Below are 25,972 nucleotides of genomic sequence, written 5' to 3' on the forward strand. Positions count from 1 at the left end.
ACTTCACAAGTGTATGGATTGGCGCTATTTATATTGCATAGCTCTGCGTTACGCCCCGGTCAGCAGCTCGATATCCAGCCGGGCAAAGGTATCCTTCCATTCCGCAGAGCAGCCGCTGTCGGTCAGCACCATGGAGATATGCTCAAGCGGAGCGATCTGGGCAAAGGTAGTGATGCCGAATTTGGAATGATCCGCGACCAGAATGGATTCCTCGGCCCGTTCCATCATTTTGCGGGAGATGAGGGCTTCCTCCAGGTGGTAGTCGGTGATCCCCTCCGAGAGTGAGATCCCTCCAGCAGAGATGAACGCCTTATTCACCTTGAACTGCCCCAGCAGATCATGCGCGGTGCCCCCTACTGCCGCCTGATACCCTGCATTCACCTCACCCCCGGCAAAAATAACCTTCCCCGCAAACTGCTCCAGCGCACAATTCAGCACGGGAACAGAGTTCGTAATCACCGTCACCTGTGTACGGTCCTTAAGCGCTCGCATAATCTCAAGGGTCGTTGTCCCGTTGTCGAGGATGACCGTCTCACCGTCTTGAATGAGCGAGGCTGCCAGCTTGCCGATAGCCTGCTTGCCCGGCAGATGCATCTGGGCGCGCTTCATGAACGTAGGCTCATGATTCTCCGAGCGGATTCGCACCGCTCCCCCGTACACCTTGCGCAGCCGCCCTTCCTTCTCCAGCCGGTCGAGATCGCGCCGGATCGTCTCCGTCGTCACCCCGAACCGTTCCGCAAGAAAATGCACCTGCACCTTGCCCTCAAGGTCCAGCTGGGACAGAATCGTGTGCTTGCGTTCTTCATAGGTCAGCGACATCTATGCTTCCTCCAGTCGTTGTGGATTTTATAGTGATTGTACTTTTAATTACTTTAACTAACTAATGGCTTGCTGAGGGTTTACCGCGCCCGTTTAGTGTGCAAGGGGGAGGCTTAATTGCAATTTGTACAACTAAATCGCCTTATGTGCTGCCAAATCTCCGTTTAGTTGTAGTTCCTGCAATTAAAATGCCTCTATATCTGGATTTTCGCCCATCCGGGCAAATTTAGTTGTACGAACTACAATTAGAAGAGGAAGCCCACCCGTTTCACTGTTTTTAGTTGCACAGAATACACTTATCCCTGTTGCTTTGCTAAGAACGCAGCTTCATACCATACCATATTTATGGAATGAAATCACTTATTTATTTCTGATTCTCTACTAGTTAGTACAAAAAAATGTATGTTGGGTATCCCTAGTTGGAATGTTGTTTCTAGTGTATTGATGTTGTTTTCACCAGTATATGAATCTGAATTCCACTTGTCAATGCGGACCCCTTGCCACAGAAAAATCCTTGGTAGGCATGTAGGTGTGGCACACATTGTACTTTATACAGCAGATTACTCCAAAATCTTCCGAAAAATAGCCTCTGCTGCACTTTGTACACTAGAATTCTGCTAAGAAGAGGTTTTGAAGCTATATTAGTGAAATCTAATGTATGAACTACAGCAGAATGAGCTTTTGCCTAATCTCGTGCTAATTCTATTGCAGAGAATACAACCAGCACGAAATGAAGCTTGACAGAATAACCATCCGAGCCTAAAATCAACATGAAACAACATAAAGAAACACGAATCAACAACACAGTGAATCAACAAACACCGCACTATTACATCACCACACGCCTTACCGCTTAACCCATAATCGGATTGACAAGAGAGGGGATTTTCCGCATGAACAGTAAATTATCATTTCGGCCAGACGGTACCTTCACCATCGTACAGTTCACCGACCTGCACTGGATGGATGGAAGAGCAGAGGATCAGCAGACCCGGGAGCTGATGGAGCTGGTGCTGGAGGCGGAGCAGCCGGACCTGGTTATTTTCACAGGGGATACGATCTATACGGGGCCGGTCCGTGAAGGCGAGCTGACTTGCCAGGACCCCAAGCAGGCCTTCCGCGATGCCGTGGCTGCTGTAGTGAATTCCGGTGTGCCTTGGGCGTTCGTATTCGGCAACCACGACACGGAGAATGGAGTGACCTACAGCGAGCTGATGGAGATTGCTCAGGAGTCCCCGCAGTGTCTGGCTGAGGCTGGTCCGGCGGAGCTTGCCGGTTCAAGCAATTACGTCCTGGAGATTGAGGGCGCGGGCAATCATGCGGGAGCCATCCTCTATATGCTCGATACGGGTGCCTACTCTCCGCTGGAACAGATTCCCGGGTATAGCTGGGTCCGGCGCAACCAGATGGATTGGCTGGCAGAGCAGTCTGCGCGGCTGAATCCCGGAGAAGGTCAAGCGAAGCGGCCTGCGCTGGCGTTCTTCCATATCCCGCTGCCCGAATATGACCAGATGTGGAACACCGAAGTCTGTTATGGACACAAGTATGAACGGGTCTGTGCTCCGGTTCTGAATTCAGGGTTATTCGCTACGCTCGTAGAGATGGGCGATGTGGCAGGCACCTTTTGCGGACATGACCATATCAATGATTTCACCGGTACGCTGCATGGCATCCGCCTCAGCTATGGCCGGGCAACCGGCTATAATACTTACGGGCACGACAACCTCAAGCGGGGCGCCCGCGTCATCCGTCTAGAGCAGGACCATCCGTCCTTCGATACCTGGCTCCGGCTGGCAGACGGCTCCAGGTGCACTGAACAGCCTGCCCATACACCTCTCTCTGCTGCCGATTCACAACACTAACTACTTCCTGAGGGGTTGACTATCCATGCTGCTGCCAATTCTTTTGGTGCTGGCTTCCGGAATGTGCCACGCAGTGTGGAGCATGTTCACCAAAAGAAGCCTGAATAAAAGCATCTTCCTGTGGTCGATCATGATGGTCTCCACAGTGCTGCTGCTGCCGGTCCTGCTTATCGAGCTGTGGACACAGCCGCTGGCCGCCGGTGCTTACGCCCTGCTGCTGCTCTCTGTAGCGCTGCAGGCCTTGTATTCCTGGCTTTTATCCATAACCTATGAGATGGGCGACCTGTCCCAGATCTACCCGGTGATGCGGGGGACAAGCACGCTGCTGATCCCGCTGATCGGCGTTATTTTCCTGAAGGAATCCTTGTCTGTCTACGGCTGGATCGGGATCTGCTGCATGCTCGGCGGCTTCGCTGTCCTCAGCGGAATCGGCGCAAGAAGAAGCCTCCCGGCTTCCTCCGGCTCCGGCACCACCCTCGGCTACTATACTCCGATGCTCATGGCCCTCTGCGTGGGATTATGCACCACCTGCTATGTGTTCGTCGATAAGCTGAATCTTCAGCATATGTCGCCGCTAGCGCTGCTTGAGGTGACGAATATCGGCTTCGTGGCCGGACTGACCCCGGCCGTCCTGAGATCGCGGAAGCTGCTTGAAGAGTGGCGCCGCAACAAGTTCACCATCCTGCTGGGCAGCGTGCTGAATCCGGGTTCCTATCTGCTGTTCCTGTTCGCACTTCAGCAGGCACCGCTCGCCCACATCAGCCCGCTGCGGGAGATCGGAACCATATTCGCTACGCTCCTCGGTGTGCTACTCTTGAAGGAGCGGCAGGGCCTGCGGCGGATGATATGCTCGGTCGTCATTTTCTGCGGAATTCTGCTAATTGGCATCTGGGGGTAAGCAGGATAACTATCACAGATGTCGAATTGAAACCGTATGATGAAGATAACCTCGATGAGTACACACCTAATGAAGGCCAAAGCCAGATTCAACCCCAAGCATGCTCTATTGCTGCTTCTCTACTTAACCATTCTGATCAGTCTGCGCTATCTGTGGTTCAATGCCAATACGGCGTCCGAGCATCCCGTGGCACAGCAAGGTGTGCTGGATATGCGGGGCTGGGACTTCGTGAATTCCCCGTCCATCCAGCTGGATGGAGAATGGGAGTTCTATCCCGGCCAGCTCCTGGGCTATGAGGATTCCGCCCTACTTGCTGCGGCCACACCGCATGTTGTCCAGGTTCCCGGTGACTGGAGCAGCGGCTTCCCGGAAGGGGAGCAATCCTCTCTGGGCTATGGTACATACAAGCTGCGTATCCTTATAGATCCGTCACAGACCGAGCCTTACGGCTTCTGGATTCAGCGGATTCAGGCCACCTCCAGCATCGATATTAACGAGCAGAGAGAGACCAGCTTCGGGAAGCTGTCCACGGATAGCGGGGACTATATCCCTAAGGCGGTCTCTTACACCGCAGCCTACGAGAATCCGGGAAGACAGGAGATTGTTCTCCTCGTCCGGGCAGCCAACTACGACCATCCGCTGGAGGGCGGGATTGTGAGGTCGATCCGTTTCGGCTCCCAAGCAGCGGTGGATAGCGAACGGATGTATTCACTCGGCTTCCAGCTGGTGGCGTTCATGATCATGCTGCTGCATGCGCTGTATGCGGGGATTTTATTCTTTTTTAACCGGAAGCAGCGGGCGTTCCTGCTCTTCTTCCTCCTGCTGATGGCAGTAGCAACTACCATTGTAGCCGATAACGATACGATTCTCCTGCTCTGGTTCCCCATTAACTATACCTGGGCACTGAAGCTCAAAATGCTGGCCTACCCTGCGTTGTCCCTGTTCATGCTACTGCTGACGCGCAGCTTCTCTGCCTACGAGCGCCCCGGCCGTCTGTTCAAAATCTATCTGCTGGGTCTCCTGGTCTATACCGCCTATGTTCTGATCTTACCGGCACATTACGTGGTCTATGCCAGACTGTTCTTCTCCGTCCTCTACCTGCTTCCGGTAGCCGGAGTCATCTATTCTATTGGCCGGATGGTGATGCGGCAGGAGCAGGATTCCTTCTTCCTACTGTTTGCTGCCGCCGCTATCGGCTCCAGCGTCATTGGCGGGGCCATGGAATCCAATGCCAAGGGAAGTATCCTGTATTATCCTATAGATGTCATTGCCGCAATTATTGGCTTCTCCTCCTACTGGTTCAAGCGGTACTTCCGCAATGCAGAGGAGAACCGGCTGCTCAACCAGCAACTGAAGGAGAGTGACCAGAAGAAGGACGAATTCCTGGCGAATACCTCCCATGAGCTGCGGACACCGCTGCACGGCATTATCAGCATTGCCCAGACCGTAGCCACCAAGGAACAAGCTTCACTGGACGAACAAAGCTACAAGGATCTGGAGCTGCTCATTACAATCAGCCGCAGAATGTCCCTGATGCTGGGCGATCTGCTCGATGTGACACGCCTGCAGGAGAAGCGGATTGTGCTGCAGCGGGAGCCGCTGGCCATGGGTTCACTGGTCTCAGGCGTGCTTGGAATGTTCGAATTCATGATCGAAGGCAAGCGGCTGCAGCTGCGTAATGAAATTCCCGCTTCATTGCCGCCGGTCTGGGGGGATGAGAAACGGATTGTGCAGATCCTCTATAACCTGCTGCACAATGCCATCAAATACACGCAGGCCGGAACGGTCACTGTATCCGCTGCAGCCGACGGCAAGCTTGCGTGGATCAGCGTAGCCGATACCGGGGCGGGGATCGACAAGGAGACGCAGGCGCGGATCTTCTCGCCCTATGAGCAAGGCAGCAAAGGCATCATTGACGGCGGCGGCATCGGTCTCGGCTTAAGCATCAGCAAGCAGCTGACCGAGCTGCACGGCGGTGACCTTACACTAGACTCTGAGCCGGGAAAAGGGTCCGTGTTCACCTTCACTCTTCCGCTGGCCTCCTCTGCCGGGGCCTGGGAGAGCATGGATCAGGATACAGCCGCCGCCGGGCAGCCGGAGAATCCTGATCTGCAGGGGCTGCTGCTTGAGGAGAGCCGGCTGCTATTACAACAGTCCGATATCCGCAATCTCACAGTCCCTATAGAGTTAACGGCTCCGCCGCAGATACAGGACGCCTCTCAGTCGGCCAAGTCTCTGATCCTGGCTGTCGATGATGATCCGGTCAATCTGAAGGTGCTCTCCAGCATGCTCTCGGCAGAGCATTATCAATTGGTCACCGCCACCAGCGCAGGGGAAGCCTTGGAGCTGCTTGGCACCGAGCCGTGGGATCTGCTGATCGCCGATGTGATGATGCCGTATATGTCCGGCTATGAATTAACACGGATCGTCCGGCAGCGCTTCTCCCTCTCGGAGCTGCCGATCCTGCTGCTCACCGCCCGCAACCAGCCGGCGGACATCTATACCGGCTTCCTGGCCGGGGCCAACGATTATGTCGCCAAGCCGGTGGACGCGCTGGAGCTGAAGTACCGGGTCCGCTCGCTGACCGGACTGAAGCAGTCCATCAACCAGAGCCTGCGGATGGAGGCAGCTTACCTGCAGGCTCAGATTCAGCCGCACTTCCTGTTCAACACGCTGAACGCGCTGATGGCGCTGAGTGAATTCGACCAGCCGAAGATGCGCGATCTCGGAGAAGCCTTCTCCTCCTACCTGCGCATCAGCTTCGATTATATGAACTCGCAGCAGCTCGTCGGATTATCCCATGAGCTGGAGCTGGTAGAATCCTATCTCTTCATTGAGAAGGCGCGCTTCGAGGAACGTCTGCAGATCGAATGGGAGGTTGATCCCGGCATCGAGCTGCTGCTTCCTCCGCTCACCCTACAGCCGCTGGTGGAGAACGCCGTCAGACACGGCCTGCTGAGCCGCAAAGCCGGAGGCAAGCTCCAGGTCCGCATTCGCCGCCAGAAGGGATACACCTCCTTCGAAGTGGAGGACAACGGCAAGGGCATGAGCGGGGAACAGGTGGCCCGTCTGCTCGACGACACTTTCCGGGCCCACCGCGGCATCGGCCTGCTGAATACCAATCGCCGCCTGACCCAGCTCTACGGCGAAGGCCTCGTCATCCGCAGCCAGCCCGAAGTTGGCACTACAGTATCCTTTGTGATTCCTGAGCGGAGGCAGGGGTGATCCTGTAGTTATACAGCTCAGACTTTTGACCACAACACAAAGCAGCGATTCTCCAATACCGGGAGAACCGCTGCTTTTTTGAGTTTAGATATCATTCAGTATTTCAACTGATATAACCGGTAGATCAAGGCCGCAGCCTCTGCTTTACTGGCGGTCTGGGCAGGACGGAAGCTCTGATCCCCGAAGCCTTCGAACAGATGCATACTCTTGGTCAATGCCACACTGGATGCCGCCCATTTCGATATTTTGGCTCCATCTGTGAAGGAGGCAATCAATGCTTCCGGCTGGGTAACAGCCGATTTACCGTTATACGCTGTAAGTGCACGTGCAAGCATTGTTGCAATCTCTTCACGTGTGATGGTTGCGTCAGGGTCAAAAGCTGCCGGTGATTTGCCGTTAATGATCCCGGCTGCATAAGCCGCAGCAATCTCATCCGCATAAGGATTCGTTGTCTTGATATCCTTAAACGGCAAGACCACTCCCTCACCATTCAGTCCGTAAGCTCTGGCCATCATTGCCGCGAACTGCTCGCGGGTAATCTTGTCAGATGGAGCAAATGCTCCGCCTTCGTCCAGGATTCCCTTGGTCAACAGGTAATTGATCTCTTTCACTGCCCAGTGACTGGCAGGCACATCTGTGAATACAGCAGCTCCAAGCATCACAGTGTACTTGCTGAAGTGTCCTCTCGGCGCAGTTACAGTTTGAGTAACAGGATCATATTTACCCCCAACCGCTTCCCAGGTAAGACTCTCCTCATTCAGGACGTACACGGTCAGATTCTCCAGATTCGCCTCCGAATATTTCGAAATATCAATGGCTGACACATCAAAGGTCACATCGATCGGCTTAGCGAAGCTCTTCACCGGCTGGCCGCCAACAGAAGCACTGAATTCCATCACTGGGATGTTAGCCAGCGGTTCTGCCTGACGGGGTTTGTTAATCACAGCATTCTGTACAACTTCTGCTGCCAGATTAATCTTCTGGCCTGCCTCAACCTTACCGAAGGTATCCGGCTCAATGGTAAATGCCGTCTGATCCATTTGAATCTTCAATCCGGCAATATCATTCTCCCGCACCAGGGTAAGAATCTCGGAGGGAAGCGTGGTGTTGAGCTTATGAATCCCTTTATCCACCGGAGGTACCTTCACCGTCAGGCTCAGCTTCAGGTCAGCAGCTGTTCCGGCCCCAAGCTTGCTTGTCAGCTCTCCAGCGACTGATGCTAATGCCTGCTTGGCCGTTTCAATCTGTGCGCTGATGAATCCCGAATCCAGCTGCGAAGAGACGGCGTTTCCTGCTACAGTTACATTTTCTTTGGCAATTGTAGCTTCGCCAGCCTTGTTCAGCGCGGCCTGGCTGGAATGAATAACAGCATCCTTCAGCTTCTGAACCTCTTCAGCCTTGATGCCCTGCGCGTTATTCAGCACCGCAGCCGCATTATTAATAAGGGCCTGGGCAACCTCTACTGCCTTGCTGGAGCTATCCAGCTTGTTCAGTAAATAAGGCGCACTTCCTATCAATTGAGTAATTGAACTCACAATCTTCTGTTTCTCTGCGGAATCCTGAATAGTTCCCAGCAGCTGCGCTGCTGTATCCATGGCCAGAGACAGACTCTTACCGTTCTGTTCAGCCTGTGCAGGCGTATTAGCCGATTTGAGTGACTCGGCAATGCTGGACAGTGCATTCTGGGCCGCCGAAGCCTTCTCTGCCGCAGAGCCGGAAGTATTCTTCAGCAAGTCCTGCAGCTTGTCATTCTGCTGCTGAACATTCGCGTCATTCCCTGTTGCCGCAGCCGGAGCCGGAGCAGCCGGTGTTGCTGCTGGTCCAGGTGCTCCCGGCCCGCTTCCTCCTGGTGCCGGTGCAGGATTTGGATTCGTACCGGTGTTGCCGCCGCTACCACCATTATCGCTTCCCGGCGGGTTCGGGGCCGGATTAACCACAGTACCTCCAGACGACTCCAGGATTACTTTTTTGTCCAGGGTATAGGTCTGTCCATCAATAGTCATCGAAGCTTTGATCACATAAGTACCGTCCGTCAAAAATTTGTTATCTGCATAATTATAAGCGACCGCCATTAGCGGGTAGCCTTGTATCGTCTCTGTAGAGAGCACTTTCCCCGCTTCGTCCTGAAGCTCATAGGTAGCCTTGTCCGGGGACAGACTCTTGCTGCCTCTGCTTGATCCGCCATTGGCAACCAGAATTTGCGGCTTCTTGATTTGTCCGATGGAGTTGCCTGCCGTATCGACCAGTCCAATCTCAAGCAAGGTCGTACCTGCGGGCCGGATTAATTTTCCATTCTGCAACCCTACAATATCCAGCCCTTTCAAGGCCGGTGGCGCAATCTGGGTTAGTGTGCCTGCTTGCAGCGTTCCAGGTGCGAAATGAATATCGTACTGGTATTCGATGGCACCCTTGATTTGGTCTACAGATACTACTACATCGCCAGGGGTAACTTGTACCTGATTGGCATTGAACGCATAGCCTTGGAGTGTCGATTGGCCCGCAGTCGTATATTTAACCGCATAGATGGTCCCCGATTCAGGCGCCACCAGCGTAGCCAGCGCGGACGCACTATCATCCATCGACAAGCTATTGTCTCCTGCACCGATTACCACCTGATCACGGTATACAAAAGTGTCCGACCGGGTATGTGCCAGCATGCTATAGATTCCTTGAGTTGCGTAGAAATAATTCTCATTTGCAGGATTACTGTCGATAACATAAGGGATATAATCTGCCCCTGCCAAGTCCCGCCGCACCACATACAACTCATCTGTCGGCTGATCTAATAGAACCTTGCTGACTTCCTGAAGCTCTTGTCTTGCATCCAGCACCAGCGAATAATCCTTGCCGGGTTCTGTGTTAATGGAGCCATACATGTAGTAACCATATTTGGACTCAACTCCATTATGGCTTCTGTTGTAGCGTATGAAATCAACATCTACGGCAGAAGGAGAATCTACTACCAGGAATCCCTGTGATCCGGGAGTGCGAATGTAAGAAGAGGCGGTAGCAGAAGTTCCGTCGCTTCTTTTCACTATAGCCTGGATATTCGCATTATCGAGCGGAATCCCGCCCGCATAGTTCCCGCCTTCCGCCTTATCGAGACCCCGTACACGGATGACAGCCTGCGATTGCGGATCAATGATCGCTACGTACACACTTTTAGCTAAATAATCAGTCTTCTTAAAATACAGCTCACCTATATAAGAAGCCTTGTCAGCCAGAATGGTGAACGTTCCCTGCTCATCGGTGGTGCCAAGCACCTCCTCATAACGGCGGATCTGCACTCCTGCCACCGGTTGCCCCTGGGCACCCGTATCATGCTGGCGTACAGTAATCGTTACCTTCTGCGCCTGGTCAACGGTCAGGTATGGCTTGTCTATCAGATCCACCAGCTTGCCGTCATTGCCTCTAATCTCAATATCCAATTCGTTCTTCGGCAGAACCTTCAGCTCAGCCTCACTCAGCAACTCCCCCTGAACATAACCATTATTTATCCAGGTATTTGGGAATAATTGAACCTTATACGTGCCTGATTTGGCAGGCTTCCAATTCCGCATGTTGATTCGCTGCGGATTGCCTTCCTGCTCCTCAGTAGACCAATACAGAGAGTCATCCGAGATCACTGCACCGCTCTCATCTGTGATGACCAGCTTATAATTACTGCTGAGATCAAGACGATTCTCGTACTCATCTGTCACCTTCACCAGAACATCTGCACTCTCGCCCAGAACTACCTGATTGCGGAGTTCAGCCTCGTCATAATAATTGGAACCCGGAACCCGGAAGCTGATTCCGGCCTTATAAGTACTGCCGCCACGGATCGTATACTCATCGTCAACCGGAGTGAAGTATGAACTCAATACAAGTTCATTCGGGTTGCTGTTAGAATCCGCACCGCCAAAAGTAGTGTTTGCCGTCAAGCGGTGAATTTCTTCACCCTTAGGTACATACAGATGATCGCCTACAGCAAGATTCATACTGATCTGGTTATAGTTATATCTTTCGTTCAGATAAGAGATGTTTATTTTACCACGTCCCATCCCCATAGCCGGTATCTGAAGTTGCAGCTTGCTGAAATCCCGGGAATGTCCATCATAGAATATTTCATGTTTTGCTTCAGTCGGCGTGATTTTATTGCGGAATAAGATATTGACGCCGGTATCACGATTTCTAGCAAGCGACGTGAATTCATATTCCTTATTCTTCTCAAGATAGATACTTTGCCCGAAAAAGAGCTTAGCACCTCTCGCATCGCCAATCTGCTTGTACCTGGTATTATCAATGAGAGAATAGTTCTCTACATATACAGGCTCACCGTCCAAGGAGGCACGGAAGCTGATCCGGCTGTAGTCACTGGCATCCTTGATGATTTCTTTGTGTAGCCCGTCTTCCGTTGCGTACAATGAAGAGGCAGGAATCTGGAACACGTAAGCTTCACGGTCCTCAGTGGCTATATAAGCTTTATAGTCTCCAGGCACCTCTCCCGTTCTGAATACCAGCACCGTATATCCCGGTACAGCAAACTGATTCACCATTCCACTGAGTCCGGAGTTGGTCAGGAACGGCTGGGTGAACAGCTTCCCCTTGGCATCCAGATAACGGACAGCCACCATATATGTACCCGCTTGCTCCCGGTCAGTTACATAGATAGGCTTAGCCTCATACTGTTCGCTTCCCTGCTTAAGCAATACGAACATTACCGGACTATTCATAGATAATTGATGATTATCCCTAAGCTGAATCTGTCCGTTCGCATCCGTGGTATAGTTGTAAGACTGATAATTCATCCATACCGCCACAGACCCATTCACAAGCGGAACACCATTATTCAGGATGGTAAGCCTTACATTCTTATCATCGCTGCGGATCTCCGGTTGTGTAGCACTTTCATATGTATTGGAATCCTTAGTCATCCGTTCTACAGAGATATCAATCCCCGTAGCTGAAGGCACCCGGATGCTCTGCGGGGGTGTCACCACCAGCCCCTGCTCGCCCGTATATTCGGCATGGAGAGAATATTCCTCACCGGCAGCCAGCCCTTCAAAAGAAAGATAATTGTACTCCATAGAAGTATACACTGCATCCAGCACAGTCAGCTTGGCTTCACTTCTCGCCTTCACCTTACTGGCTATCTGGGCATCTTCTTTCATAAGTACGAACTTAACCTCATTTAGAACCTTAAGATCGCTATAAGTCACATCTACTACACTATTGACCGTAATCCTTTGTGTGCCGTCCGGGAGCCGGTCATTCGAGATTACCCCTGCTCTGAACGGGGCGGCTGATACCTCAAGCACACTTAATAACGATAATAATACGACCATAACCATGGATACTGCCGTTCTTAATTTCTTCGAATACATATTCCATCTCCTTCTCCCCAGTTCAATCAACACATTTTAACTTATAGTTAGATTATTACTCCCTCCCCAGTTAATCCTATTCAGAAGACTCACAACAAGGATGTTACATTTTTTTCGCGAAAATGTCTATTACTTCCTTAACAGGGTCCCGGAAAGTTAACTTTAAGCCGGGATTTTGTCACATTTTGTCTGAAATAAATTCCAAAAACATATAAAAAAGACGAAGACCCCAAGGTCCCCGCCTTTTCAATTCTACTATTCCTCACAACACCAAAGCCCCCGTCTCCCGCTTCAGCCACGCCCGATGCTCCTCATCCAGCAGCGGAGCCAGCTTATCGTACACCTCAGCATGATAATGGTTCACCCAATCCAGCTCCTCGCTGTTTAGCATAGACGGCTCAATCGCCCGGAGGTCTATCGGTAAATAACAGAGGTCTTCAAATTTCAGGAATCGTCCGAACTCCGTAGTCACATCCTCCGTAATCAGCAGCGTGTTCTCCGTACGGATCCCATGACGGCCTTCCTTATAGACTCCCGGCTCTACCGTAATAATCATCCCAGGCTCCAGGCGGACCTCATTCGGCTTGAAGCTGAACCGCTGCGGCTCTTCATGCACATTGGAGTAATAGCCCACACCATGTCCGGTTCCACACTTATAATCCAGGCCATGATCCCACATCGGCTTACGGGCAAGAATATCGAGCGTAGATCCGGTGGAGCCATAGAGGAACTTGGCCGTAGAGAGCGCAATCACAGACTTCAGCACCAGTGTAAAATCTCTCTTCTCCTCATCCGTCAGCGGGCCAAGCGCCAGCGTGCGGGTGATATCCGTTGTCCCGTTCTGGAAGTGTGCGCCCGAATCCAGCAGATACAGGCCTTTGGCTTCCAACTCTACCGGATGGTCGGCGGACGGCGAGTAGTGCATCATCGCAGCATTCGCGCCGTAGGCAGAGATACTGGAAAAGCTCAGCTCAGCGAATAACGGCTGCTGCCGCCGCAGCTCCAGCCCCTTCTGGTCTGCTTCCACCTCTGTCACCGGACGCACGGGGACGGTCTCCTGCAGCCATTTGAACAATCCTACAAGGGCAACGGCATCCTTCAAATAGACATCACGGATATTACGGATCTCCACCTCGTTCTTAATCGACTTAAGGGCCACCACAAGACCTGGCGCTTCCATAATAGAAGCGGATTCCGGGATGGCAGCCGCCAGACTATATCCGGTTTTATTAGGATCATACAGCACGGAAGCCGCTTCCGGGAGCGCCTGCAGGAACGGAAGGATGTCCTCATACTCCTTGATCTCCACTCCATCCCGGGCCAGCGTATCCTTATCTTCCGGGGTGGCCTTATGTCCTCCGGTGAACAAGATTGCATGATGTACCCCTACTACGGCAAAAGCAGTCACATACGGATTGAACGGAATATCCCGTCCCCGGATGTTGAACAACCAGCACAGATCATCCAGCGCAGACAGCACATAATAATCAGCCCCCTTACGCTTCATCGCCTGCCGGACCTGCTCCAGCTTATCTACCCGGCTGAGGCCCGCATACTGTTCATCATGCAGCATTAGCGGCTCGGCCGGAATGGCCGGTCTGTCCGTCCAGATCGCCCCTACCGGGTCGACGTCTGTAATCGCCTGAATCCCTTTCTCCGCGAGCTTGCCCTGCAAGCCCTTCATAGCGGATACGGACAGCGTTCTGCCGTCTACCGCCATACGTGCGCCTTGCGGCAATTGCTCTGCCAGCCATTCATCCCATTGCGGGACGCCCGGTTCAGCCATACGGAACATACGGATGCCCGAGCCCTCCAGCTCCCGCTCCGCCTGAATGTAGTACCTGCCATCCGTCCACAAGCCAGCATCCGTTAGCGTGATCACAGCCGTTCCGGCGGAACCGGTGAACCCGGTAATCCAGCGGCGGCTTTTCCAGTGCTCCCCCTCATATTCACTGATGTGCGCATCCCCGCTTAATACCACACAGGCCGCTATCCCGCGCTCCGCCATCCATTCTCTTAGCTTATGTACTTTCTCCTTAGGCAACATATCCGCAACTCCTTCTCTTTATCTAGTCTACTGAATTATCATACACCTGCATTTCCTATAAAAAAAGATGAAGACCCTCAGGTCTCCATCGTCTCATTATCCTCTTTCCGTACCAGCTTCCGCCGCTGCTTCCCCTTCTTCACCCACAGCCGGTCCTGGTCATCCCGGTAGAATCTGATCCCGAACAAGCGTAACGGTGTCCACACTTCCCTAAAATAATAATTAGGCATGGTCCATTTCTCCCAGACTATAAATAGATTTGCTCCTAATTATAGACCGGGATACCTGGTTTGTTTGTCGCATTGTGGAAGGAGAGCCTTAAGGTTACCGCCCATTTCCCAAAATCGCCTTATCTGCGGAACCAGCGCATGATCTGCTCCAGCGAACCCTTCGCTTCAAATCAAAAACGCTCCCGATATACCGGGAACGTTATTTGCTCTGTGTACTGACTTGAAATCATATCTTTGCTGCCCGGTAAGCATCAACCGCCACCATAACCGTGATTCATAATTTGAATAAGACTTTGAGTACTGATATTTGCTACAGGCTCAGCAATACCAACAGTTATAATAATTGCAATAGCTAGACTACAGGAAGCTAGAAGCTTGAACAATTTTGTTTTCATGTGAATCCTGCACCTCCCTAATTAGAAGTTTGTATTGTTCCTTCTCTTCTTCATCTGCCAGATGCCGATGCTGCTCGAACAAATCAACACATTTGATGATATTGCTCTCGTTATTGATTCTAGCAGACGATTCCAAACTTTGTAGGATGAATCTAATACCTTCTTTACGCTCATTATGTAAATAATAGGCTGCCATTTCAGCAAGGAATTGAGTGTGTTGGTCCAACATAACCTGCCGGTTATAATCGCCAAATTCTGTAGAATACGTCCGGTAAGGAATATAGGCAGCAAACCGCTCCAGAATATAATCAACATTCCAGTCATAACGGTTAGCCGACAAGATAATATTGTTTAACCCTATGAATATCTCATCTGGTCGGTGGGAGATATATTCGACATATGCTGAGAGTACTTCGGACTGTCCTCCCAGCACCTGATAGAGCAGTCTGTTTGCGATACCCCACTCCTGGAACTGAGCAATAGTCCGCTTCACTTCTTCATTGTCCTCCTGTATCCAGCTCCCATCCATATAGAGGGATACCCAATCTAATGCCGAATTGTAGTCTCCTAATTCCTTACACACAGCTGAACGGATAAGCTGCGCGTACAGGATATAGAAGTACAGGGGTTTCTCGGTTTTTTTCTCGTTACTCTCTCTACGGTCCGACTGACGCTGGAGATTATAACGAAGAGTCGCTAATTGCTGCATCTTGTTCGCGAGTTCATCCACCTTGTGCCACCGATTCATTGAACCATAGACATGACCCAAATGATTCAATCCATCCACTTGATCCGCTTCATCCAGCCGGTCCAGGTAACATTCGAAGAGATGTGCCGCTTGTAAATTCCGCGCCTGGTCATCACCAATGGCGATTCGGAATAGACGGTATTGGCATATCGCGAGTCTCTCGGAATTCTGATACTTCTCACTGACACTCACATTCTTATACAGCAATTCAGCAGCTTGCCACAGCCCCTCTTGAAATAGGCCTTCAGCCACTTCGAACAGCATGGGGGCATAGACCAGATTCTCCAGCAGATTCTGAACCACCTGTTCAACGCAATCCAGACGGCCCAGCTCAGCGGAGCGCACAAGAAATGGCCGTAGACGCCGCCAGGTGGGTGACGAGAAAAAGAAACATTCATCCACGTATAAGCTATAAAAATGATCCTCCGGCAGATCCATCGTCTTGGTGATTCGCTCCAGATGGTTCATAGCAATGGGCTGCTGACCACTAAGTATCCGGCTGAGCGTTCCTGAATTAATTCCGGATTGTCCCGAGAATTGATTAATAGGCATTCCCTTCTGCGACAAATACAACGCTAATTGATCGCGAATCATCGTTCTAGTAGTAGGGACCACGCAAACACCACCTAACTGGAATCCAATATAATTTCTTTTATAGTTGTAATAATATGTCACATTATACCAATGGTCAATAACGCAGACTGCTGCAGATTAGTCTAATCCGTGAACTACAGGCAACCCGTTTGCCAGGATCGCAAAAAAATAGAGACTCTAGTAGTCTCATAAGGTAAGTCCACCCTTTCGATTCAAATTCCCCATCATCACCTCTATCTTGCTCATAACAGCATCCCGTAGACTTTGAGGCTCCATCGCTTCAATAATCGGACCATAAGAGAGAAAGTAATTTGAAAGCCAATCTCCTTCGGGCATCGATGCGATAACAGTAAAAGATCCATCTTCATGTTTTGTTATTTCTTTTTCACTAAAGTCATCATATATTCTATACGCTCCAGCCGAAGAGATTTTTAACCGAATATCAATAAATTTCTGAACTTGATTATCTGTCACTTCAGCCGCAGATTCCACTGATGTCTCTTGCTCAAAAACCTCTTCAGTGATTTCAATATTAGCCATACGGGATATTTTGAATGTTCTGTATGTTCTTTTATCATAGCAAAACGCTTTCAAATACCATGCCTTATCCTTAAAAATCAACTTAATTGGCTCAACCCTGCGCAAGCTTTTCACACCTGAGGTATTAAAATATTCGAATATAATAATATGTTTGCTTATAATTGCCATTTTTAGTGCATGGAAATTTTCTTTGTTTCGTTCATTACTTCCCCAGGGTGAGAAGTCCAATTCAATCCAATTAACATCACTCTTTTTGAAAAGGCTGCTTAATCGTAAAAGAATAGTCTCAATTTCCGGATACCGCGCTGCTGATAGATTCTGCAAGGCGAGCAGTATTTCATCCTGTTCTTTTTCAGAAAGTAATGACTTATTGAGTATAAATTTGTCAAGAATGACGATTCCGCCGCCTCTGCCTTGATTCGTATAGATAGGTATACCAGCGCTGCTTAATGTCTCAATATCGCGATATATTGTTCTAACCGATACTTCAAAACGGTCAGCAAGCTCTTTCCCCGTAGTTTCTTTTTTCTCAAGTAAGTAATAAACAATGCCGAAAAGTCTGCTGATCTGCATTAAAGCACCTCAATTCAAGTACAGTATATCGTTCTGAACACGACACCAGTGTGTCATATTTACTTATTTATTAACACAAAACCAGACGGACTGTTGTCAGGTTTTGTCCTTTATATTAAGAAGTGTACAATCGACTGCGGCGTTGTCCGCACATTATAAAGGAGAATGATGATTATGATAAACAAAATTCAATTACCCCAACCGGTTGAGGAACATTTTCATGCGACAAATACAGATGATCCCGCGGCCTTCCTTTCGATCTTTGCCGAGGATGCCGTTGTTTTTGACGCCGGCAAAGAATATCACGGGAAAACCGCTATCAAAGAGTGGAGCGACCACGATTATTTCGAAGTAGGCTTAAGACTAGAAATCATAAATGTCGTTAAAAATGCCAAGGAGATCGTTGTTACCGCACAATCAGACGGAAATTACGACAAAACCGGACTACCGGACCCCCTCTATCTTGATTTTCATTTTACTGTGGAAGGGGATAAAATTACACGCCTGCACAATGTTCTTTCCTCTAACAGTAGGGCAATTCCTTTGCCGCAGCCTATTGCAGCCTATTATCATGCCTCAGATATCTTTGACGGTGACCTTCTCGCTAACTGCTTTGCAGAGGATGCCATATTAGTTGACAATGGAGAAGAATTTCATGGTCCCGAAGTTATCAGCAAGTTCATTGTGAAGGCAAACAGAGACGCTGCGGGTAGGACTGAAATCACCAATTGTGCGGAGAAAAATGAAGAAACGGTTGTCACCGCCACCATTTCAGGTAATTTCAAAGGCAGTCCAATTCCACTGGATTTCCGCTTCACGCTTAATAACGGGAAAATCAAAGCCTTGAATATCGTAGTGTCAGGTGTATAAAGACGATGGTGGAGAATTTAATTAAGGTAAATCAAGAAAAAGAGCAGGTTATCGAAAAGATAACCTGCTGCATATGAACGTCGTCTATGTCTTCTTTGTTAGAATCCTGTTATTATACCCGGCAACTTCCGGACAGGCAATCCCGCCAGCTTCGCGGCGTTATGATTCAGCAGAAACATCTAGTAGACTCATAAGGTCTCTGTCGTCCTGGTATCACAATTGCAAAGCTGCTGCCTCTACTGTTCCCCCTGCTTCACCCACTGCGGAACCAGCGCTTAATCTGCTCCAGCGAACCCTTCGCTTCCGGGCCATTGTAGCCGAAGGCATTGCCAATCATCTTAATGTATTCGTTAAAAGTCGTCTCCCGGCTATACCGGTCACTCCACCACGCCTTCGCGTTATAGCCCGAGTCCGCCCCGATATAAGTCAGCTCAATCCCCGACTTCTTATACACATGATCGAAGATAAACTTCACCCGCCGCATATGAAAATCCGACGACACCACAATCGCCGACTTAAAGCCATGCTGCTTCATGATCGGGAGCGTAAGCTGGGCGTTCTGGTAAGTACTCTCGGCAGCATCTTCCGTCAGAATAGCGGATTCCGGGATTCCCAAGGAAAGGGCGGTTTCGCGCATGTCGCCAGCGGGGCCGGTAGTTTCTTTGGAGTTAGAGAGCAGGAGCTTCGGCGCATAGCCTTTTTGATGCAGCTTAACCCCTTGCTCCACCCGTCCTCCGCCACCGCTAAGGATGATGATGACGTCTGCTTGCTTTGGAGTCTCCGATACGGGAAGGAAGCGCCCGGCGCACAGGAGCAGCAAGACGATTAACAGAAGGGGCAAGAACAGAAAGAGAATTCTTTTTCTGCGCTTGCCCGGCTTGTTCCTGGTTAGGTTGGGTCTCATAAGCTACTTCCGGTACTCGCCGCTAAGAATCTGTTCCCACCACTGTGCATTCTCCGTATACCACTGGATGGTCTGGGCAATTCCGGTCTCGAACGTATACGTAGGCTTCCAGCCCAATCTCTCCAGCTTAGCCGGATCAATCGCATAACGTTTATCATGACCCAGCCGGTCGGCAACGAATTCAATCAAATCCTCAGATTTCCCCAAGGTATGAATAATCGTCTTCACAACCTCAAGATTGGTGCGTTCATTATGCCCGCCTACGTTGTACACCTCACCGCTTACGCCCTCATGCAGCACCAGGTCAATCGCAGCACAATGATCCCACACATGCAGCCAATCCCGGATATTCGCGCCATCTCCATAGACAGGAACCTTCTGTTCATTCAGGACCTTAGAGATCGTAAGGGGAATGAGCTTCTCCGGGAAGTGGTACGGGCCATAATTATTGGAGCAACGGGTAATGTTCATCGGCAAGCCGAAGGTCTCGTGATACGCACGGACTAACAGATCGGACGACGCTTTGCTTGCGCTATAAGGGCTGTTAGGCTGCAGCGGGGTCTCCTCCGTGAAGAATACAGCAGGGTCCCAGTCCAGTTCGCCATACACCTCATCCGTAGACACATGAACGAACTTGGTCACTCCAATCGCACGGGAAGCATCCAGCAGCACCTGGGTTCCCATCACATTCGTACGGACGAATACCGCCGGATCGGTAATAGAGCGGTCCACATGACTCTCGGCTGCGAAATGGACCACATAATCAAAGCGCTCTTGTTCAAAAAGAGACTGAATAGCCTCACGGTCAGCAATATCCGCCTGGATGAAGTGGTAGTTATCCCGATCTTCAATCTCCTTGTGCTTGGAGAGATCACCCGCATAGGTCAACAGATCCAGGTTATAGACATCGTAATCGGAGTACTTATCGATCATGTACTGCACGAAATTCCCGCCAATGAAACCGGCACCTCCGGTAACCAACAATTTCTTTCTATTCATTAATTACACCTCAGAATCATTCAATTAGATTTCCATCTACTCAGGGAGTGTAGGTAAAATTCAAAACAGCATCTTGCAGTAACGGAGCCTGCTCGTCTTTGCCGGAGAGAATGGGGGTAACGTGGAGGGGCCATTCAATCCCGATAGCCGGATCATTCCAGAGAATGCCGCCATCACAGTCTGGAGCATATAGCTCATCACACTTATACTGAACTTCAACATCCTCGGTCACCGTCATGAACCCATGGGCGAACCCCTTGGGAATCAACAGCTGCTTCTTATTCTCTGCGCTCAGTTCAACACCGAACCACTTGCCGTAAGCGGGACTGCCTGCTCTAACATCCACTGCCACATCGAAAATGGCCCCACGGGTACATCGCACCAGCTTGGTCTGAGCTTTGGGATTGAGTTGATAATGCAGGCCGCGCAGGGTACCCTTAACCGCAGAATAGGACTGATTATCCTGTACAAAAGCAATATCAATGCCCTGCTCTCTGAACTTCGCATCACTGAACGTCTCCATGAACCATCCCCGGTGATCCCCGAATACCGCAGGTTCAACTATATACACGCCTGGAAGCGCTGTTTCTGTTAACTTCATATCCTCTACACCTCTACTGCTTAATATTGAATTTTCCCGGTAGCAACCTTGATCAGGTACTGGCCGTAGCCCGTCTTGCTTAGCTTCTGCCCGCAACTCAGCAAGTGCTCCTTCGTAATCCATCCGTTAATATATGCAATCTCTTCGAGCGCGGCAATCTTAATCCCCTGATGATCTTCAATCGTCCGGACAAAATTAGTGGCATCCACCAGACTCTGATGAGTTCCCGTATCCAGCCAGGTAAAGCCGCGGCCCAGGAGTTCCACATCCAATTCTCCCATCTTAAGATATGCTTCATTAATAGAAGTGATCTCAAATTCACCCCGGGAAGAAGGCTGCACGTTCTTGGCAATCTCCACAACACGGTTATCATAGAAGTAGAGACCCGTAATCGCATAATTAGACTTAGGCTGTACCGGCTTCTCTTCCACACTCAGTACCTTGCCTTCATCATTGAACTCCACCACACCGAACCGTTCCGGATCATGGACATGATACCCAAACACAGTCGCCCCCTGTGCCTTCCCGGAAGCACGCTGAAGCATCTTACGAATGCCATTCCCATAATAAATATTATCGCCAAGAATCATTGCCACAGCATCATTCCCAATGAACGATTCGCCCAAAATAAAAGCCTGAGCTAAACCGTCAGGACTGGGTTGTACTATGTATTGTAGAGAGATCCCGAACTGAGAACCATCCCCTAAAAGACTCTCAAACCTCGGAGTATCCTCAGGTGTAGAGATGATAAGGATATCTCTAATTCCAGCCAGCATTAAGGTGGATAATGGGTAATAGATCATAGGTTTGTCGTAAACGGGTAGAAGCTGTTTACTGGTGACCATGGTTAACGGATAGAGCCGGGTGCCGGAGCCACCGGCTAGGATTATGCCTTTCATAAGGTTCACCTCACTTATTATTTGGCTTCATAATATTTAACATACCAGTCAGTAAATTTCTGCAATCCTTCTTCAATAGATGTGCTCGGCTTAAACCCCACCGCGGCTTGCAATAGCTCAGTAGATGCATAGGTTGCCGTTGTTTGCCTGTAGCCTTGATTATTCGTTGTTTTCCACGGATAAACCATATTTTCTGAATGGATAGATAATCTCGAATTGTGGATTCGTCTTCAAAAAGCAAATGCTCGATTTCGCACTCCATCACTCTTTTCTAAATCGGGAAACGTCGATTTTGTAAACTTACATTGTTTTTCTTCGTCTGCTGCGACCAGTGTATATGTTGGTTTGGTGTAGCTTAGCCCCCGGCGATGCATCATTTTGGAGATCCCGCGAAGTGAGTATTTGACTCCAAATTTCCTTTTTATCAAGGCTGCAATAATTTCAAGTGTCCAGTTATGCCATGCTGTAAAACCCTTATCGTGCGGTATGGAGCTTATAATGAATTGTTTCAACCTTTCTTGCTGTTCTTTAGTTAATCGACCTGGCGTTCCTGGAGAATAAAATATTTGAAGGCTGAAAGCCCGGTCGCTTCATACGCCCAATGTAACCTTTTACGGTTTTCTCACTTTGATTAATTATGTGGGCGATGTTCTCCAATTCTGTTTCTTGCAGATACAAATACAGTGTCTGGTATCGTTCATACATCCGACGCTTTTTAGCTTGTTTCATTGCGGTTTAGATCTCTTGAAAAAAGCTGTTTGGTCTATAACATTTTCCTACCTGTTTGAAGTTAAAACTCTCCACTATTCATGATCAGCTTAATGTCTTTAAGCGCCTGAGTTACTTCTTTCCGTTTAAAAAATAAATATATTAAGTAAATTACACTATAAAAGATAACTGAATATAGGGAGTATATCTCTCTCCCCAACCACCCTATTAAGATAAAAGTAAATATAACAATCGATTCTAAGAGTATGTCTTTATAAATTGATATTGAAAGAACGTTCGATAGATACCACTCGGCTAATATAGTTCTGAAAGCTAAAATAATCACTATTGATAGTATTGCCAATGTTAGATTTTTTATTAATATTGAAGTGACCAGGGTTAATACTAAACTCAACACAAGAGATATTAAATTGATTCGTAGCATCAGTTTTTCTTTTCTGAGAGTCTTAAGATATGTATTTATTAACAGCGCCATTTTTCCTTCATATACAAACATTGGAAAAACCAAAGCCATATATAGTAAACTATCAGAATAATCTGGTAACCAAGAAGTTAAAATCATTTTTAGAGGATAATAACTTATCAGCAAACCTAAAAAAAATGTCATTAATAAAGGGCTTATTGTAACATATATCTTGTTTAACTTTTTTTCATCAATTCTTCTCAGTATAGGAAACAAAACCACTCCTACGGCATTTATAAAAATCATCATCATATTTGATATACTTAAAGTAAGTGACACTTTCCCAAAAGTGGATACGTCCCATGAATGCTCTACACCAAACCTTACAACACCTATTATTAACAAACTTGCAATATTTGCAAACATAAGATTTATGCCAACATTAATATTACTTGATATTTCTCTAAAACTAATCTTGAGTGAATAAAGTTTCTGAAAAACAATATCTTTACAGCAATACATCGCATATACTAATGAAATTAACTTACCAAGTAAATCAGCATAAATCATGATTTTAAATTCGTTAACACCAAAAAACAAAAAAGAAACAATCAAAACAAAATACAGCACTCTTCCTATAATCGTGATTTGAGCAAATTCTTTGATTTTATTTGTGGCCTGTAGAATAAAGAGGGGCATAGCTCTAACACCCACTAATATTAAACAAAGAGCCACCATTGTAAGTATAAACTGCCTATTAGCATCGTCAAATAGAAGGATGGATAACAAAATAATAATTATGGCAATTACTGTTTGAGAAATAAATAATAACCAGAATTGTGTAGAGAATAGTGATTTATTTAAATCTTCATACTTCCCCCCCCCATATCGTAAATATATTCCATCATTCCATCCAAACTGTAAGAAGCCGACATATGATGTATAGAATAAATACAGTTGCCAATATCCATATTCTTCTACTCCGATCATTCTTGGTACGATTAAAACTACTAATGTTGATATAAGTAAGGAAATCAAATTCGATGATACTGCATAGGAAAAATTCTTAAAAAAAACCTTTGATTTACCACTAATTCTCTTTCCTCTATTATTCATAAGAGATTCACAATAAATTCATTATTTAACATATCTGAATTTAATTCAGTGCACAAAAAGTCCATATTCCGCTGTATTGTATCGCAACTTAATTTCCCAAAATCAATCAGTAATAATACATTTATAATATCTTCTGTAAACCTATATTTAATTATTTTATTCCCCCCATAAATTGCATATGGGGGTACATCTTTTGAAACTATTGAACCAGCAGCAATAACAGCACCTTGGCCAATTCTAACACCAGACATAATGATACAACCTTGACCTATCCAAACATCATCCTCAATTATAATATTTCCTTTACTAAACGCTTCCCTTTGTTTTAACATTTGAGACCTAAACGGGTACGTGGAAATAGTTTTATAATTATGTTCACCGCATAATAGAAATTGAACATTCCCTGCTAAAGAACAAAAATTCCCAATAATTAATTTTCCATCACTATTAAAAGCGGTAATATTCAAGTCACCATATGTGTGGTTACCAACCTTAATATCATTAATTGGAAAAATAGTTCTCGCAACAGTGTGATTATTTCTATTTATTTTTCTCCATTTCCGATTAAATAAGACTAATTTCAAATGCATATATACTGGCATTAACAAATCTTTTATCAACTTAATCACCACTTTAATTAATTTATATTTAGACATAATGGTTTTTCTTATTAAATATCCCACTAAGTATTACTAGAATCGATCATACGCTTTCTTTTCGAATAATTTTGTAAGACTCTATCGAGAAATAAAGATTTCCCCTTTTTTAATGTTTATAAGAAGAAATCGATAAATCACTTTCTGTTCGAAGATCCGTTTTTCTTATTTCAATAATAAAAGATAAATACATCACCATAAAACTCCCAAATGCAATTTCCGTACCTAACATTGATACCAGAAGTAATACTAGAGCAATCCTCTTATAACCTTTTTTAATATAAACGTATTGTATACTATAAAAACTAAATAAAATTAAACCAGTAATTCCAAAGTAGTAATACACTCTTGGAATGCTTGGGATATATTCTTCATACCGAACCATACCATGTCCGATTACCTTTTCAACTAGGTTTAAATCTATATTCCTGAAAACATCAACATAGTTTCCAAATCTTCCAGTAGTAGCTGTTTTACTCTGAAATGTCCTATCCATAAAGTTATTAAAAATTTGTGTTTTAGTAAATATCAAGAAACATAAACCAAAAAACAAAATTATTATAAAAAAATTAATAACCTTTTTGGTATTATTGAGGCTCCTTAGTAACTTCCCTGCCCAAAGTAAAACTAATCCTATCGCTATTAATATCCCAGTGGAAGAACCTGACAAAATCAAAGCTAAGCCTATCAAAATCAACATAACTTTTTCTTTTTTATTATCTCCAAATAAGGTTATCCCAAAATACAAAAGTACATAACTTGAAAAATGAGCAGGCTCATAAAAAATTGAGGTAGGTCTTTTAACAAAGCCCAGTGCATATTGTCTTCCCATTTCATTCATTGATTCAGTAGATAGCGGTAACCCTGGAATAAATCCTGATAAATAATAATTTCCATAATTCAATAAAAGAAACTGAATTATTAAAAAAATTGATGAAAAAAATGATATAAATTTTAATAACTTCAATCCTAACTGAAAATCAAAATACTCTCGTGCAAAAATAGCGATAAACAATAAATATGAAATATAACGAAATGTTCTCAAAAGTGTGTCACTTTGAAATCCCGTCCGGCTTAAAGGTATTAATACTACTAAATGAAATACTATTAGCATTGATATTATGAATAGTTTTTTATTGATATTTATTTTCCGTTTAACCATTAACATATTAATAATGTATATTGGCGAAACACATATTAATAAAGCATCGGCTAATGTAAATGTCATTATATTAATCTTATATATTGTTAAGGGTACAAATAAAACTATTATCCAAGTATATATTTTTTTCAACATTTATAATCACCTGTTTTTTATATTTCAGAAATTACATCAATTCCCTAGCGAAACTTTCTGAAATTATATTAATCCAAAGAGTAACAACAAACTTAAAAGATGCCTAAAATTTTGATTTTGAGTATACACATTCACATTCACTTTTACTTTCAGGCTGTACAATTTATATTAGACTTCATCAACTACACCAGAAAATTCTTA

18 protein-coding genes and 1 pseudogene are annotated in these 25,972 nt (G+C 47.0%); 4 read left to right on the forward strand and 15 right to left on the reverse strand.

What is annotated here, in order from left to right; genetic code table 11:
* Positions 1 to 48: 48 nt before the first annotated feature.
* Complete coding sequence (locus tag NST26_RS25490) at positions 49 to 819, reverse strand: DeoR/GlpR family DNA-binding transcription regulator (RefSeq protein ID WP_076079406.1); 771 nt, start codon at positions 817 to 819, stop codon at positions 49 to 51.
* An 893-nt stretch (positions 820 to 1,712) separates the two neighbouring features.
* Here NST26_RS25490 and NST26_RS25495 point away from each other — a divergent pair.
* The 3 genes from NST26_RS25495 to NST26_RS25505 are packed head-to-tail and all read left to right on the forward strand — an operon-like array spanning position 1,713 to position 6,804.
* Positions 1,713 to 2,681 carry a metallophosphoesterase family protein gene (locus tag NST26_RS25495; protein WP_339250606.1) on the forward strand — a complete coding sequence of 323 codons (969 nt, stop codon included), beginning with the start codon at positions 1,713 to 1,715 and terminating at the stop codon, positions 2,679 to 2,681.
* A 25-nt stretch (positions 2,682 to 2,706) separates the two neighbouring features.
* Positions 2,707 to 3,579, forward strand: coding sequence for a DMT family transporter (locus NST26_RS25500; RefSeq protein WP_340980106.1), 873 nt, complete (start codon positions 2,707 to 2,709; stop codon positions 3,577 to 3,579).
* A gap of 54 nt (positions 3,580 to 3,633) precedes the next feature.
* Complete coding sequence (locus NST26_RS25505) at positions 3,634 to 6,804, forward strand: hybrid sensor histidine kinase/response regulator (RefSeq protein ID WP_340980107.1); 3,171 nt, start codon at positions 3,634 to 3,636, stop codon at positions 6,802 to 6,804.
* A gap of 95 nt (positions 6,805 to 6,899) precedes the next feature.
* Here the strand turns inward: NST26_RS25505 and NST26_RS25510 are convergent, their stop codons facing one another.
* From NST26_RS25510 to NST26_RS25530, 5 genes are all read right to left on the reverse strand, one after another.
* The gene (locus tag NST26_RS25510) at positions 6,900 to 12,170 is read right to left on the reverse strand and encodes an S-layer homology domain-containing protein (RefSeq protein WP_340980108.1); all 5,271 of its coding nucleotides are present in this window, start codon (positions 12,168 to 12,170) and stop codon (positions 6,900 to 6,902) included.
* 262 nt (positions 12,171 to 12,432) lie between these two features.
* Complete coding sequence (locus tag NST26_RS25515; protein WP_340980109.1) at positions 12,433 to 14,217, reverse strand: aminopeptidase P family protein; 1,785 nt, start codon at positions 14,215 to 14,217, stop codon at positions 12,433 to 12,435.
* A gap of 77 nt (positions 14,218 to 14,294) precedes the next feature.
* Complete coding sequence (locus tag NST26_RS25520; RefSeq protein WP_155991469.1) at positions 14,295 to 14,447, reverse strand: hypothetical protein; 153 nt, start codon at positions 14,445 to 14,447, stop codon at positions 14,295 to 14,297.
* Positions 14,448 to 14,804: 357 nt separating this feature from the next.
* Positions 14,805 to 16,205, reverse strand: coding sequence for a helix-turn-helix domain-containing protein (locus NST26_RS25525; protein ID WP_445323341.1), 1,401 nt, complete (start codon positions 16,203 to 16,205; stop codon positions 14,805 to 14,807).
* 165 nt (positions 16,206 to 16,370) lie between these two features.
* Positions 16,371 to 17,297 carry a helix-turn-helix transcriptional regulator gene (locus NST26_RS25530; protein ID WP_340980111.1) on the reverse strand — a complete coding sequence of 309 codons (927 nt, stop codon included), beginning with the start codon at positions 17,295 to 17,297 and terminating at the stop codon, positions 16,371 to 16,373.
* Positions 17,298 to 17,471: 174 nt separating this feature from the next.
* Here NST26_RS25530 and NST26_RS25535 point away from each other — a divergent pair, with 174 nt between their 5' ends.
* Entirely contained in the window at positions 17,472 to 18,167 is a 696-nt protein-coding gene (locus NST26_RS25535; RefSeq protein WP_340980112.1) for a nuclear transport factor 2 family protein, read from the forward strand.
* A 253-nt stretch (positions 18,168 to 18,420) separates the two neighbouring features.
* On the opposite strand, the gene NST26_RS25540 is transcribed toward NST26_RS25535, so the two are convergent.
* The 9 genes and pseudogenes from NST26_RS25540 to NST26_RS25575 all read right to left on the reverse strand — a co-directional run bounded on the left by NST26_RS25540 (position 18,421) and on the right by NST26_RS25575 (position 25,771).
* Positions 18,421 to 19,071 (reverse strand): YdcF family protein, encoded by a 651-nt coding sequence (locus tag NST26_RS25540; protein WP_340980113.1) that lies wholly within the window; start codon positions 19,069 to 19,071, stop codon positions 18,421 to 18,423.
* A 3-nt stretch (positions 19,072 to 19,074) separates the two neighbouring features.
* Positions 19,075 to 20,070, reverse strand: a complete 996-nt coding sequence (gene rfbB / locus NST26_RS25545; RefSeq protein WP_340980114.1) for a dTDP-glucose 4,6-dehydratase — start codon at positions 20,068 to 20,070, stop codon at positions 19,075 to 19,077.
* A 40-nt stretch (positions 20,071 to 20,110) separates the two neighbouring features.
* On the reverse strand, positions 20,111 to 20,671 hold the full coding sequence (gene rfbC, locus NST26_RS25550) for a dTDP-4-dehydrorhamnose 3,5-epimerase (RefSeq protein ID WP_340980116.1): 561 nt from the start codon (positions 20,669 to 20,671) through the stop codon (positions 20,111 to 20,113).
* 20 nt (positions 20,672 to 20,691) lie between these two features.
* Positions 20,692 to 21,570: a glucose-1-phosphate thymidylyltransferase RfbA gene (gene rfbA, locus NST26_RS25555; protein WP_340980117.1), complete on the reverse strand. Its 879-nt coding sequence runs from the start codon at positions 21,568 to 21,570 to the stop codon at positions 20,692 to 20,694.
* A 17-nt stretch (positions 21,571 to 21,587) separates the two neighbouring features.
* Positions 21,588 to 21,707: pseudogene (locus tag NST26_RS25560) on the reverse strand (NAD-dependent epimerase); the annotation flags it as partial.
* A gap of 93 nt (positions 21,708 to 21,800) precedes the next feature.
* Positions 21,801 to 22,082: a helix-turn-helix domain-containing protein gene (locus NST26_RS34095; RefSeq protein ID WP_445323342.1), complete on the reverse strand. Its 282-nt coding sequence runs from the start codon at positions 22,080 to 22,082 to the stop codon at positions 21,801 to 21,803.
* Between the two features lie 278 nt (positions 22,083 to 22,360).
* The gene (locus NST26_RS25565; protein WP_340980118.1) at positions 22,361 to 23,818 is read right to left on the reverse strand and encodes a lipopolysaccharide biosynthesis protein; all 1,458 of its coding nucleotides are present in this window, start codon (positions 23,816 to 23,818) and stop codon (positions 22,361 to 22,363) included.
* The gene (locus NST26_RS25570; RefSeq protein ID WP_340980119.1) at positions 23,815 to 24,474 is read right to left on the reverse strand and encodes a CatB-related O-acetyltransferase; all 660 of its coding nucleotides are present in this window, start codon (positions 24,472 to 24,474) and stop codon (positions 23,815 to 23,817) included. The genes NST26_RS25565 and NST26_RS25570 overlap by 4 nt, the downstream gene beginning before the upstream one ends.
* A 109-nt stretch (positions 24,475 to 24,583) precedes the next feature.
* Positions 24,584 to 25,771, reverse strand: a complete 1,188-nt coding sequence (locus NST26_RS25575; protein ID WP_340980120.1) for a hypothetical protein — start codon at positions 25,769 to 25,771, stop codon at positions 24,584 to 24,586.
* Between the last annotated feature and the right edge of the window lie 201 nt (positions 25,772 to 25,972).

Source organism: Paenibacillus sp. FSL R7-0128 (assembly GCF_038002245.1).
Classification (GTDB): domain Bacteria; phylum Bacillota; class Bacilli; order Paenibacillales; family Paenibacillaceae; genus Paenibacillus_AQ; species Paenibacillus_AQ silagei.